Below are 12,934 nucleotides of genomic sequence, written 5' to 3'. Positions count from 1 at the left end.
CTTTTAATTGTTATGTAAAGCGTATTGCATATCCTCTGGGATACTTACGGTAAAAGTCATTCCCTTTTCTAAAATAGGATGATAAAACGTCAAAGATGTACTATGCAGCGCTTGACGTTTTATCACATCTCTTCGGCCACCGTATAGATCATCCCCAAGTAGCGGATGTCCTATATATGCCATATGTACACGAATTTGATGTGTTCTTCCCGTCTCGAGCTCAAGCGCTACATGCGTCTTATCGGAAGAACTCTCCATCACTCTAAAATGAGTAACAGCTCTTTGACCCTCTTCACAGACAGTTCGCTCGATAATACTATCCGCTTTTCGTCCGATTGGCGCGTCAATCGTTCCTACTTCTTCTAAAATAGTCCCATGAACGATTGCCTCATACGTTCGTTTCACCCCTTTTTGTTGATGCTGCTTCGATAAAAGGTGGTGAACGAATCTATTTTTCGCAATTAGCATAAGCCCTGAAGTATCACGATCTAACCTCGTCACAATGTGCACCGTACTTGCAAGATTTTGTTTATCATAATGATATAAAAGAGCGTTTGCAATACTTCCTGACGGGTGCTCCCTAGACGGAATCGTCGACATATTTGCTTCTTTATTTATAACAAGAACCGCATCATCTTCATATACGATACATAAAGGGATCTCTTCCACTTCCATCCCTTCACTTCTTTCCTCCACTGGAAAAAAGATTTGTAACTCTTCACCAGCTTGTAACTTGTGACGAACACTTGTGTGTTGACCGTTTACTTCAATTGCTCCCCCGCGGAACTTTATATCCGTTAAAGCAGCTTTCGAAATCCCTTTTGTTTTCAAAAATTCTCTAACTAAAGTTCCCTCTTCAGCCAGCCCTATATCCCATTTCAATGTAAATCTGTTCAAATATATAAACCCTCTCTATTTATCTGCAACAAACGAGTCACGAACACGTTTCCAGAATGGGAACGGACGGAAACGAACAAATCGTACTTTCTCGTTTGCAACGCGATACTGAATTGATTTCACATCTTGATGAACCATCGTCAAATGATCCACGGTAATTTGCATGTTCATTCCTGCAGCCGGCTTTAAAACGCATGTATGATGCTTCGGCAGTACGAGCGGCGAACCTACCGTACGAAATACACGATTGTTGATAGATGCCATTTCTGCAATTTGAATCGCTTCAATAGAAGGGTGAATAATTGCTCCGCCAAGCGCCTTATTATACGCGGTACTTCCTGAAGGAGTAGAAATACAAAGACCATCTCCGCGAAACGTTTCGAAATACTCTCCGCGTATTTCCACTTCTGTTACTAATGTACCTTCTGCACTTTTTACAGTCGCTTCATTCATCGCCAAATACTGCGACTCTTTACTACCATTCACATAGCGAATAATCACTTCTAAAAGTGGATATTCAACCACTTGGAACGGTGTTTTAGCGATTGCAATCACCAACTTCTCTACTTCCGTCGGTAACCAATCTGCATAGAAACCTAAATGCCCTGTATGTACACCAACAAATGCGGTTTCATCTAATCGATTATAGTAACGATGGAATGCATATAAAAGCGTTCCATCTCCCCCAACAGAAATTACAATATCAGGTTCCTTTTCATCCATTGTAAACCCAAAATCTAACAAGTATTCTTTCATCGTACTTGCTAGTGTATCTGATGATTGATCTCCCTTTGACATAATTGTAAATTTCATCGCCCAACACCCTTTAGTTTATGATTCAGAATCTTTCGTTTCCTGCTTTCGTGAAAAGACCTTTTGCGCTTCTTGAATTTCAAGACGAATGGAAGACATTTCTTCATCTAATAAAAACGCCGCTTCCGCTGCACGTTGTAAGCGTATTTTAATATCTTCAGGAAAACGTCCACTATATTTGTAATTTAAAGAATGCTCAATCGTTGCCCAAAAATTCATTGCTAACGTGCGAATTTGAATTTCAACTAACACTTTTTTCTCCCCCTGTATCGTTTGAACAGGATAACTAATGACAACGTGGTAAGAGCGATAGCCGCTATCTTTCTTTTGCGTTACATAATCACGTTCTTCTACAATGTCAAAATCATTTCGTTTTCGAAGATATTCTACAACAGGCTTAATCTCATCTACGAATTGACACATCATTCGAAGGCCCGCGATGTCCTGCATATCTTCTCTAATTCGGTCTAGCGGTACATTTCTCTTCTCCGCTTTATCAATAATACTTGCAACCGACTTTACCCTTCCTGTTACAAACTCAATTGGAGAATGCTCCGTTAACATTGCAAATTGAGTACGCATTCCTTTTAGTTTCACTTTCAGCTCCGCCACCGCTTGGTGATACGGTGCTAAAAATTCTTCCCAATTACGATTCATTTCAACCACCACCAAAATCAATCCATTTGCTTATAGAAACACTTTTTCTACAGCAGTTACTAGTTCTTCTCCGTAATTTGCATTACCTTCAATATTTTCAACTAAATATTCTACTTCTTCTTTTAATCCTTCTAATTCTATTTCAACATCATTCACGCGAATAAACATCGCTGTATCTTTATTCATCGCTTCATGCACTGCTTCCCAGCATGTATGCGGAATACTTACATAAATGAAAGATGATTCATTTTCTAAGATATATAAAAATGATAAATTGTCTGAGTCTACAAGTACGTGATTACGCGCACTTAACTCCTTTACCTCTATTTCAGTATTTTCCGCACAAAAAATAAGCGCATTCTCTCTCGTTTCTACGCTCTTAACTTGAATTTTATTTTGCATACTCGAACTCCTCCATCTCAACTTCCTGTCTTACTTAACAGTATTATTGTATCATAACATGGACGCAAACAAATAAAACATTGAACCAAATTTGCGAAAAAGCGATAATGTGGAAAGAATTATTTTTCAAAAGGAGCGCATACAATGACACAAGAAATTGAAATTGAATTTAAAAATATGGTTACAGAGAAAGAATTCCAAACATTATGCAAATCTTTTTCTATTGAAGCATTTACAAAACAAGTAAATCACTACTTTGAAACGCCTCACTTCTCTTTAAAAGATACGGGCTCTGCACTTCGTATTCGTCATAAAGATGGAACTTATACATTAACATTAAAACAACCTGCTGAAATTGGTTTATTAGAAACTCATCAGTCTGTAACAGAAAAAGAAGCACAACTTATGATGGAAACAAACACAATCATTCAAGGAACTGTAATGGATCAGCTACACAAATTACAAATTCCCGTTTCCGCTTTAACTTATATGGGTAGTTTAACAACAGAAAGAGCTGAAATATTATTTGAAGGCGGAACGCTTGTCTTTGATCATAGTTTCTATTACAATCACGATGATTATGAAATTGAATACGAAGTGCAAGATGAAAAGACCGGTAAAGCAGCATTTATAAGGTTATTAAAGCAACATAACGTACCAGTTCGGCATACAAACAACAAAGTAAAACGCTTTTTCCTTGCCAAACAAAACGAAGAGCGCTAAAGTAAAATTTCCATCAGTCAAGAAGAGCTGTACTTACGGCTACATTTCACCTTTTTGAAAAGTAAAAGATTTATTAGCAACATATAGAATAAGCAAAGAATGTTATGAAGGCTGTTTAGTTGCTCTTCATAACATTCCATTGCTACAATAGATATACATTTCATGGAAAAAGGGGTTTATAAAGGATGAGCAAGCAACCGATGACACCATTTGAAGCAATCGGCGGTGAACAATGCATTGCAACATTAGTGGATACATTTTATTCCTATGTCAGTGAACACCCTGACTTATCTCCGATCTTCCCGGATGATTTAACAGAAACTGCTAGGAAGCAGAAACAATTTTTAACACAATATTTAGGTGGTCCTAATTTATACACTGAAGAACATGGGCATCCTATGCTAAGAGCACGCCATCTTCCGTTTGAGATTACTCCAAAACGCGCAGAAGCTTGGCTGTCATGTATGGAGCAAGCAATGGATGATACAGGAGTGCACGGTCATATAAGAGAGTTTGTTTTTGAACGTTTAGCATTAACTGCTCAACATATGGTCAATACTCCAAATGAAACAGGTGAAGTGTAATGGATAAGCAGGAAGCAAAGCATATAAATATGCCTTCTCCTTCCACATGCGAGCATAAATCTGTAGAAGCATATTTATTTATTGATCCACTTTGTAAAGATTGCTGGGATATCGAGCCATTTATTATTAAACTATGGCTTGAGTATGGGAAATACTTCTCTATTCGTCATATAGTAACAGGAAAAGTGGACGGGGCGAACGCTTCCTCACACAAATGGAATAAACCTGCTAATATTCGATTTGTGTGGGAAAAGACAACAAGTTTACAAGGTTTTTCATGTGATGGAAAAGTACATATGCAAGAGGCGTCGTCAACACCGTATTTAGTTTCGATGGCAATTAAGGCGGCGGAGTTGCAAGGCCGAAAAGCAGGTTCGAAGTTTTTGCGAAAACTCCAAGAATACATTTTTCTTGAAAATGTATCAAACCCTGACTGTGAATTATTGCTTACATGTGCTAAAGATAGTGGCATTGATGTAGAGGAATTTAAAAAAGACCTACACTCAGTTAGCGCAAAAAAAGCTTTCCAATGCGACCTAAAATTCACAAATGAGATGCATATTACAGAAATACCTTCCCTCCTATTTTTTCATGCAAATTCAGATGAGGAAGGTATTAAAATCACAGGGATTTATTCCTATGATGTATACGTACAGCTATTAAAAGAACTGGTAAAATGCGAAATTGAGCCAGAACCATTACCTCCTTTAGAAGTATTACTAGAAGCAACACAATTTATTTCTTCAAAGGAAATCTCATTTATATATGACTGCCCTCAGCAAGAAATAGAGCGTGAACTAAAAAAATTACAACTAAAACGAAAAGTACAAATGATTGAAGTGAAGTGCGAGCGTTATTGGAAATGGATAGCAAAAGAAAAAGACCTGGTGTAAACACCAGGTCTTTTTCTTTACGGCTTATAAAAATATTAAAGGGGATGGGAGAAATTTTCACGTTCAAACAAAGGGGTATATGTTTGTATGTGAATTCGTTCACGCTTATTATATTACAAGATTCGACGTCAGATGACAACCCCTTTTGTCGAATTTCACATTTTTGTCACATTCTAAACGTTTTCATTTTTGAATAAGCTATAAAAAAGAACATTTAGGAGGTTTTATTAATGAAAAAGTCTCATATCGCGCTAATTTTTCTAGCTTTCATTGTTTCTTTTTTCTTGTACATCCTTTCTCTACTACAAGCTTTTCCTAAAATTATTGCCTTCCCTCTTTTATTCGGAGTTATCGTCATCGCTGTCTCTTATTTCAACTATAGAAAACGATTTAAAGGATTTTAATTACAAAAATCAACTGTAAAACTGCCTTCTAATTTAGAAAAAGTAAGGAAATCCTCCTTATTTTTCCGACAAATATCGACAAAAACATTTTCAAACAAAAAAGACGAGGATAAAATCCCTCGTCTTTTCTCATTACTTTTCTTCAAATAATAACGCTTCTAATTCATTTAATTTCTCTTCAAATACTTGAAGTGCCTCTTTCACTGGTTCAGGAGATGCCATATCAACTCCTGCTTTTTTCAACACTTCAATTGGATAATCGGAGCTTCCCGCTTTTAAGAATTCGTTAATGTAACGTTCTACTGCTGGTTGCCCTTCTTCTAAAATTTGTTTAGATAACGCAGTCGCTGCACTAAATCCTGTTGCGTATTGATATACGTAATAGTTGTAATAGAAGTGCGGAATACGAGACCATTCTAAACCGATTTCTTTATCGATTACTAAAGCATCCCCGAAATATTTCTTATTTAAATCGTAGTAGATCTCCGTTAACATATCTGGCGTAACCGCATGTCCTTCTTGTACTTTTTTATGAATGATATGCTCGAACTCTGCAAACATTGTTTGACGGAATACAGTACCACGGAATCCTTCTAAATAATGATTTAATAAATATAGACGCTCTTTTTTATCTTCTGTCGTTTTTAATAAATAATCATTTAGAAGCGCTTCATTACAAGTTGATGCTACCTCTGCAACGAAGATTGAATAATCACCGTATACGTGTGGCTGTGTCTTTCTTGTGTAATAACTATGCACCGAATGACCAAACTCATGAGCAAGTGTATATAAATTATTTACATTATCATGCCAGTTCATTAAAATATACGGATTTGTTCCGTATGCACCAGATGAATATGCTCCGCTTCGTTTGCCTTTATTCTCGTACACATCTACCCAGCGATTTTCATATGCTTCTTTTAAAATTTCAACATATTCATCACCAAGTACGTTTAAAGATTTTAATAACAGGTCTTGCGCTTCTTCATACTTCACATTCATTTTCACTTCTTGTACAAGTGGTGTATATAAATCGTACATATGAAGCTCATCAAGTCCTAGTGCACGCTTACGAATATCAATGTAACGGTGTAATAAATGTAAGTTATCATTTACTGTTTCAACGAGTTGATCGTATACTGCTTCAGGAATATTATTATTGCTTAATGCTGCTTGGCGAGCAGAATCATATTTACGAATACGTGCATTGAAATTATTACGTTTCACTGCCCCGCTTAACGTACTTGCAAATGTGTTCTTAAATTTCCCATACGTTTCAAATACAGCTTTGAATGCATCTTCGCGAACACGACGATCATCACTTTCTAAAAACTGAATGTAACGGCCATGTGTTATTTCTACCTCTTCTCCATCCTCACCTTTAATAGATGGGAATTTCAAATCCGCATTATTCAACATACCGAATGTATTACTTGATGCACTCATCACTTCAGATGCTTCTGCTAATAACGCTTCCTCTGCCTCAGATAATACGTGCGGGCGTTGACGTGTAATTTCTTCTAACGCATGCTCATATACACTTAGTTCTCGATTTTCTTGTAAGAATGTTTGCAATGTATCTTCTGAAATAGATAAAATTTCAGGTACGATATACGCTGTGCTACTAGATACTTGTGAGTATAAATTTGTTGCGCGATCATTCAGTGCTTGATACACAGAGTTTGTTGTATCTTGATCGTAACGCATATGTGCATATGTATATAGCTTACCTAATCGCATTGAAATTTCATCTTCATATTGCAATGCCTCAAGCAAATTGTCTGCAGAGTCGCCAAGCTTCCCTTTAAATTCAGTTAACTTTGGCAATAGCTCTTTAATAGCTTGGAATTCTTTTTCCCATTCTGCATCTGTTTGGAAAATATCTTCTAATCGCCATGTACTTGCTTCTTCAATCTCATTGCGATCTGGTAATGTTTTTGCTTTATTTTGTTCAGACATTCTGTAAGCCCTCCTTTAAATATCTCTACTTAAGTACAATTCTGTTTTTCTTATGTAATTCCTTCACGTTCATTCTTTATTATATCCCCTTTTTCTTCTCTCATGTTGAACTTTGTCTCAAATAGAGATAGCGCATAAGTTAGGCAAATCTCATCATATTTCCTAACTTCCTCCTCCGCCTGTAACATAACTATATTCCTCATTTTTCGGTACGTATAAGTCCCTACTTTATGCAACACGCCTACAAAACATAAAAAAGTCATATATTCAGTAACCGCTACTTTCCATATATGTTGTGAAAAGTACGGAAGTAAGCGCATTTCCGTATTTTTTTTTACATAACTACACACATATTGAAGGGAAATACAATTCCCTACCGCAAGCTCACCTATACACTTCATGTATAGAAAAGCTTGCCATGTAAATGGATTTGTTTGAAAAGCAAACGCGGATGGGAGCGGAACACCGATTTCAGAAGGAAAGCTCGCTGGGGTACATTTATATTGATATAAGAGGCGGAGTAGTGACTTATGATTATAATTCCAGATAGATAGAGCGTTTTGCCGAAAATAGTTCTTTTTTCTCTTCCATTCTTGTCCTAATACCTCTTTTTGGAAAGGAACAGAGGAAAAGAGCATGTCAACAGTAGTCGTATCAGTTGGTAAATAAATAGTATGTGAGAAAGAGACATTTGTAGAAAACGGAGTGATAAATGCGCATTTCATAAACGATTTTTGTTTCGGACAGAAGAAAATAAGAAATGGCTGAGGATAAGATTGTAAGGAGAAAGCCAGAAGTGAGGAAAATTTCATCCAATATGCAGATTGCTTTTTTAATTGATTTCCACCAATGATCCAGATGACCTGTATACCAGCTTGCCAATACGAGTATGTTCGTTTAGAAAGCTGTTCTATGGAGAGATTGGCGCATTGATATTCAATCGCAATTTCCCTACCTGCTCTCTCTACGAAAACATCTGGTCTTTGCTGGATTTTTGGAAGGTAATGCTCTATATCGACATGAAAATCTTGATGTTTTAACCATCTATATAACAATTCTTTACCTTGCATATGATACATAGATTCTGCTTCATAAAAGGTAAGACATGAATCCACTTTCTTATGAGCAAAATGCCAGCTCTTTTGTGTTCCTAATTTCATTTGCACTTCTTTTCCGCAAGCTGTACAAAAGAATTTTTCTCGTTTACGCATTTCGCGTAAACGTTCTTCATCCCGGTTATATAATAGATGAATTTTCTCTCCGTTTTCTCTCCTTGCAATAAACATCCACCATCACACCCTTTCAACTTCTTGTATTCTACAATTTACTACAAATTCCTCTCAAAAAAAAAAGATGTCCTAAATTAGGACATCTCTTTCTATAATAAAGGTGATAATAACCGATACGTCGATTCAACAATCCGCCTATGAAGACGTCTCTTATGAAATCGGTCAACATGAATTTCACTGGATTCTTCTAAATCGTCTTTAAAATCTTGAACGAGCTTTCGAATGCTACCTGTATCATATAAAAAGGCATTTACTTCAAAGTTTAAATGAAAACTTCTCATATCCATATTAGCTGTCCCAATTGATGCGAGATCAGAATCCACGATGACAACTTTACTATGAAGAAAACCTTTTTCATATTCATATATTTTTACTCCTGCATCTAATAACTCCGGAAAGTACGATCTTGATGCATAAAAGACAGTCCGCTTATCTGGCTTACTTGGCATTAACAAACGAACATCAATACCTGCAAGTGCAGCTACTTTTAATGCAGATAAAATATCATCATCTGGGATAAAGTATGGTGTTGCAATCCAAATCGATTTCCTAGCTGAAGCAATCATTGCAAAATATAAATGTTTAATTGTTTCCCATTTATTATCCGGTCCACCTCCAACAAGTTGGACTCCGCCCCAATGATCACCCTCAACTGCTTCCGCTTGTAAATATTCAGGTGCTAATACCGCCTCACCAGTCATATAAAACCAGTCTTGAAGGAAAATTAGCTGTAAACTTTGAACTGCTTCACCGCGTAAATATAAATGCGTGTCTCGCCAAAAACCGAAATATTTATCCTTCCCTAAATACTCATCACCAATATTTAATCCACCTACAAACCCTTCATTTCCATCTATAATAACGATTTTTCGGTGGTTTCGATAATTAATTTTATCGTTTAAAATTGGAAAGCGCACAGGGAAAAATGGAATCATTTCTACTCCTGCATCATTCAATTCTTCAATATACGAATTTGATAATTTAAAGCTTCCAACCGCGTCGTATAAAAAACGAACGACAACGCCTTCTTTTGATTTTTTTATTAAAATATCTTTAATTTCTGTACCTAGCTTGTCATCACGCACAATGTAATACTCCATATGAATGTGGTGTTTCGCTCGATTTAACCCATCTAAAATTGCCTGAAACGTTTCGTCTCCATTTGTTAATGTCCTCGTTTCAGTTTGAAATGAAATATTTAAAGCACCTAATCGATCTGCTAAACGAAATAACAATTCTTGATGCTTATGATTTCGTAAAATCCGTTCTTCGTAATCTTCGTGTCCCTTATATTGTAAAAACGCCTGTTCATCGAGTAATGCCTTCTTTTGGAACATTCTTTTTCTACGAAAATTTTGTCCAAATAAAAGATAAGCAAAGAAACCGAACACCGGAAAAATACCTAGTACGATTAACCACGTAAGTGTTTTAGACGGATGGCGGTTTTCTAAGAAAATAACACATCCAATTAAAAATGCGGAAACCGTAAATAAAATACTAATAATACCTAAAATAGAAACATCCTTTATCCCAATGACATCCGAATAAAATGCTACATCAATAAACATGCGTAATGAAACAAATAATGCGAACAATAGTAGAAAAAAGAAAAGTAGTTTTAACGTATTTTTCATCTCTTACCTCCTTACTAAGAAAGCCTTCCTATTCTTCATAAAAAAAGCCGATTTCATACTATAGAAATCGGCCTACATTTTAGGAGGGAAATTGTTGCGAATTGTCTCAAGCGCACGCTCTTTCACAACCTGTTTCCCATACTCACTTACACGGTGAATCGTTAAAGTAGATTCTTCTCCATATTCTAAAACAATACTTAAAATACGATCAATTTCTTCTTCATCATGTAGCACTTCATCGAATTCCACATATACATAATATCGGTCCTCAAATGAATGTAATTCATCTTTTATATCTTCAAAGATAAGACGATGACTTAATGAAATAACATCTTCAAAATCATTAAACTTAATTAAAAAGCCAAACGTACCATCTTCATTAAAGTTTGTTCCTATTTGTTCTTCTACCTCTTCCACTAATTCTTGCTGGAATAATGATTCGATGCCTTCATCTAGAGGAATGTCTATAATTTTGTCTACACCTATTGGTAGTTCCAGCTTTTGTCCATCCTTTGAAAGCTCCGCTTTCGTTACAAGTACTTCAATCCCTTTATCGACTGCTTGCACTTGGATCCATAACGGCCCATCGATAAAGAAATCATCATGATCACGAGCTTCGTCCATCATCTCCCAAAAGAGCTCTTCACTTCGTTCGCGATCATACCAAATTTCTTCACGATTAAACCCTCTGTCCTCTATATCAATGTACGTAATAAAAAATTTCATCGTATGGTCATTAATTCTTTCAATATCCAAAATACAACGCTCCCTTCCTGCTTAGAATTGTTATGAAGGGATTCCCCACTCATATGACAAAACAATAGATTCTTGTACTCTCATTTTATGATAAGATTCTCCAGAAGGGAAATAAAATCGATTTATTTTACAAAAATAGTTATATACCTATCTGTATTCGACTTTTTACATAAAGTGAAACAATAATCAGTATTTTTTTCATCCTCCACTGATTATTAGCTCGCACCAATCGGAATAAATATACCATTATACCAATTCACTGCTCGCAAAAAATTTGGACATACATTCCCATATTCCCTCGTACACTGTAATAAAGTGAAACTTCTATTAGAGGTGATTATTTTGTCCCTGGGAGCGCGGGATCAAAACTAGACAAACTTTCTTCACCACATACATATATTTCGCTTATTAAAACATCATAAATGGAGGCAGACGAATGGACTTAGAGTTTTTAACATCTGTACTACTGATTGTCGGTATCGATGTTGTACTAGGTGGCGATAACGCAATTGTCATCGCACTAGCTAGCCGAAATTTACCTGAAGCAAAACGAAATAAAGCCATTTTGATTGGTACTATGTTAGCAATTGTGCTACGAATTCTCCTCACGATACTAGCTGTCTATTTACTTGATATCCCATTTTTACAACTCACCGGCGGAATTTTACTTACATTAATTGCGGTCAATTTACTCACTGATAATAACAACGATCTTTCTTCTATCAAAGGAAAAACGACTTTATTCCAAGCTGTGCGTACAATTGTATTCGCGGATCTCGTTATGGGGTTTGACAATGTTATTGCCATTGCAGGAGCAGCTCACGGAAGACTTTCACTCGTAATTATCGGTTTATTCATTTCTATCCCGATTATCATTTGGGGAAGCAAACTTATTTTAATACTCATGGAACGCTTTCCATTTCTCATTTATTGCGGAGCAGCAGTTCTTGCCTATACAGCAGGAAAAATGATTACACATGAAGACAGACTTGCAACGTTTTTTCATCATAATCCTAGTTTTGCCACAAGTATCCCTTATTTGTTCATTTTCACCATTTTATGCATAGGCTTTATCGTTCAACAAGTGCGATTACGTAATGTTAAACAGTAAAAAAAAACCTTCTACTCTATAATAGGTAGAAGGTTTTCATATTATTATAATTAATTTACAAGACGCTGTGCTTCACGTAATTGGAACGTTCTTACTGTACGTGGTAAGAAACGACGGATTTCATCTTCGTTGTAACCTACTTGAAGGCGTTTTTCGTCAATCATAATTGGACGACGTAAAATACCTGGATAGTCACGAATCATCTTATATAAATCTTGAAGTGGTAAAGACTCTAAGTTCACATTCAATTCTTGGAAAACTTTTGAACGAGTAGAAATAATCTCATCCGTTCCGCTTTCTGTCATACGTAAAATCTCTTTAATCTCATCAATCGTTAATGGATCTGAGAAAATATTACGTTCTGTATAAGGAATATGATTTTCCTCTAGCCATAATTTCGCCTTTCTACAAGACGTACAGCTTGGAGAACTATATAATGTTACCATACAAAGCTCACTCTCCTTAAAGAGTACAAATTCTGTACTAATTACAGTTTAAATTTCTAACTTCCGCAATTTTTCGCGATAACTTGTCTTATAGCAAAGTAAAAAATCGCAATTCATGTAAGCAACAATAATTACTTTTAATAAGTAACTTCTATAATCATTATACACTAGTTTTTGCAAGAAATATACAGTGAATTTACTGCTAGTTGAGAAAATTCCTCCGTGTACTCCACTGCTATGCAACATGATTATACTCAGTAAAACTGTCCTTTAACAACGGTCCTCAACCCTTTTGATACTTACTTTCTACAATAATCTTCACTTGATATACAATTACAGTTTCATAATCTTCCCCATTAAAAAGAG

General features: G+C 35.9%; 14 protein-coding genes. 5 read left to right on the top strand and 9 right to left on the bottom strand.

The annotated features are described in order from the left end of the window. Nucleotides 1–3: 3 nt before the first annotated feature. The 4 genes from JFT95_RS04255 to JFT95_RS04240 are packed head-to-tail and all read right to left on the bottom strand — an operon-like array spanning nt 4 to nt 2,769. A complete protein-coding gene (locus JFT95_RS04255; RefSeq protein WP_201051534.1) occupies nt 4–897 on the bottom strand; it encodes an RluA family pseudouridine synthase in 894 nt (297 codons plus the stop codon). 15 nt (nt 898–912) lie between these two features. Next, the gene (locus JFT95_RS04250; RefSeq protein WP_002011365.1) at nt 913–1,710 is read right to left on the bottom strand and encodes an NAD kinase; all 798 of its coding nucleotides are present in this window, start codon (nt 1,708–1,710) and stop codon (nt 913–915) included. An 18-nt stretch (nt 1,711–1,728) separates the two neighbouring features. Continuing rightward, entirely contained in the window at nt 1,729–2,367 is a 639-nt protein-coding gene (gene yjbM / locus JFT95_RS04245; protein WP_002125951.1) for a GTP diphosphokinase, read from the bottom strand. 30 nt (nt 2,368–2,397) lie between these two features. Then, nucleotides 2,398–2,769, bottom strand: a complete 372-nt coding sequence (locus JFT95_RS04240; RefSeq protein ID WP_002030390.1) for a UPF0738 family protein — start codon at nt 2,767–2,769, stop codon at nt 2,398–2,400. A 144-nt stretch (nt 2,770–2,913) separates the two neighbouring features. Between JFT95_RS04240 and JFT95_RS04235 the strand changes: the two genes are divergently transcribed. The 4 genes from JFT95_RS04235 (at nt 2,914) to JFT95_RS04220 (ending at nt 5,373) form a co-directional block, all read left to right on the top strand. Beyond that, nucleotides 2,914–3,492 (top strand): CYTH domain-containing protein, encoded by a 579-nt coding sequence (locus tag JFT95_RS04235; RefSeq protein WP_088038881.1) that lies wholly within the window; start codon nt 2,914–2,916, stop codon nt 3,490–3,492. Nucleotides 3,493–3,677: 185 nt separating this feature from the next. Beyond that, nucleotides 3,678–4,076, top strand: a complete 399-nt coding sequence (locus tag JFT95_RS04230; protein ID WP_000043388.1) for a globin domain-containing protein — start codon at nt 3,678–3,680, stop codon at nt 4,074–4,076. After that, entirely contained in the window at nt 4,076–4,969 is an 894-nt protein-coding gene (locus JFT95_RS04225; RefSeq protein ID WP_002011359.1) for a ClpXP adapter SpxH family protein, read from the top strand. The genes JFT95_RS04230 and JFT95_RS04225 overlap by 1 nt, the downstream gene beginning before the upstream one ends. Before the next feature lie 230 nt (nt 4,970–5,199). Further along, the gene (locus JFT95_RS04220; protein WP_002086970.1) at nt 5,200–5,373 is read left to right on the top strand and encodes a hypothetical protein; all 174 of its coding nucleotides are present in this window, start codon (nt 5,200–5,202) and stop codon (nt 5,371–5,373) included. A 132-nt stretch (nt 5,374–5,505) separates the two neighbouring features. On the opposite strand, the gene pepF is transcribed toward JFT95_RS04220, so the two are convergent. The 4 genes from pepF to mecA form a co-directional block, all read right to left on the bottom strand. Then, a complete protein-coding gene (gene pepF / locus JFT95_RS04215) occupies nt 5,506–7,332 on the bottom strand; it encodes an oligoendopeptidase F (RefSeq protein ID WP_002134970.1) in 1,827 nt (608 codons plus the stop codon). Nucleotides 7,333–7,382: 50 nt separating this feature from the next. Further along, nucleotides 7,383–8,618: a competence protein CoiA gene (locus tag JFT95_RS04210; RefSeq protein WP_201051532.1), complete on the bottom strand. Its 1,236-nt coding sequence runs from the start codon at nt 8,616–8,618 to the stop codon at nt 7,383–7,385. Nucleotides 8,619–8,710: 92 nt separating this feature from the next. Then, nucleotides 8,711–10,255, bottom strand: coding sequence for a cardiolipin synthase (locus JFT95_RS04205; RefSeq protein WP_002064255.1), 1,545 nt, complete (start codon nt 10,253–10,255; stop codon nt 8,711–8,713). A 72-nt stretch (nt 10,256–10,327) separates the two neighbouring features. Then, nucleotides 10,328–11,011 carry an adaptor protein MecA gene (gene mecA / locus JFT95_RS04200; protein ID WP_002030378.1) on the bottom strand — a complete coding sequence of 228 codons (684 nt, stop codon included), beginning with the start codon at nt 11,009–11,011 and terminating at the stop codon, nt 10,328–10,330. Between the two features lie 436 nt (nt 11,012–11,447). Between mecA and JFT95_RS04195 the strand changes: the two genes are divergently transcribed. Further along, nucleotides 11,448–12,122 carry a TerC family protein gene (locus tag JFT95_RS04195; protein ID WP_002030376.1) on the top strand — a complete coding sequence of 225 codons (675 nt, stop codon included), beginning with the start codon at nt 11,448–11,450 and terminating at the stop codon, nt 12,120–12,122. Between the two features lie 50 nt (nt 12,123–12,172). Here the strand turns inward: JFT95_RS04195 and spx are convergent, their stop codons facing one another. Then, a complete protein-coding gene (gene spx, locus JFT95_RS04190) occupies nt 12,173–12,568 on the bottom strand; it encodes a transcriptional regulator Spx (RefSeq protein WP_002011348.1) in 396 nt (131 codons plus the stop codon). Between the last annotated feature and the right edge of the window lie 366 nt (nt 12,569–12,934).

The organism is Bacillus sp. TH17, assembly GCF_016651125.1.
Taxonomy (GTDB): domain Bacteria; phylum Bacillota; class Bacilli; order Bacillales; family Bacillaceae_G; genus Bacillus_A; species Bacillus_A mycoides.
This window is presented reverse-complemented; position numbering and strand designations above follow the sequence as displayed.

What these genes read in the sequence shown, in the direction of transcription:
- pepF (WP_002134970.1), bottom strand. Translation starts at nt 7,332, where the DNA reads ATGTCTGAACAAAATAAAGCAAAAACATTACCAGATCGCAATGAGATT.
- JFT95_RS04225 (WP_002011359.1), top strand. Translation starts at nt 4,076, where the DNA reads ATGGATAAGCAGGAAGCAAAGCATATAAATATGCCTTCTCCTTCCACA.
- yjbM (WP_002125951.1), bottom strand. Translation starts at nt 2,367, where the DNA reads ATGAATCGTAATTGGGAAGAATTTTTAGCACCGTATCACCAAGCGGTG.
- JFT95_RS04230 (WP_000043388.1), top strand. Translation starts at nt 3,678, where the DNA reads ATGAGCAAGCAACCGATGACACCATTTGAAGCAATCGGCGGTGAACAA.
- JFT95_RS04240 (WP_002030390.1), bottom strand. Translation starts at nt 2,769, where the DNA reads ATGCAAAATAAAATTCAAGTTAAGAGCGTAGAAACGAGAGAGAATGCG.
- JFT95_RS04205 (WP_002064255.1), bottom strand. Translation starts at nt 10,255, where the DNA reads ATGAAAAATACGTTAAAACTACTTTTCTTTTTTCTACTATTGTTCGCA.
- JFT95_RS04250 (WP_002011365.1), bottom strand. Translation starts at nt 1,710, where the DNA reads ATGAAATTTACAATTATGTCAAAGGGAGATCAATCATCAGATACACTA.
- JFT95_RS04235 (WP_088038881.1), top strand. Translation starts at nt 2,914, where the DNA reads ATGACACAAGAAATTGAAATTGAATTTAAAAATATGGTTACAGAGAAA.
- JFT95_RS04195 (WP_002030376.1), top strand. Translation starts at nt 11,448, where the DNA reads ATGGACTTAGAGTTTTTAACATCTGTACTACTGATTGTCGGTATCGAT.
- JFT95_RS04220 (WP_002086970.1), top strand. Translation starts at nt 5,200, where the DNA reads ATGAAAAAGTCTCATATCGCGCTAATTTTTCTAGCTTTCATTGTTTCT.
- JFT95_RS04210 (WP_201051532.1), bottom strand. Translation starts at nt 8,618, where the DNA reads ATGTTTATTGCAAGGAGAGAAAACGGAGAGAAAATTCATCTATTATAT.
- spx (WP_002011348.1), bottom strand. Translation starts at nt 12,568, where the DNA reads ATGGTAACATTATATAGTTCTCCAAGCTGTACGTCTTGTAGAAAGGCG.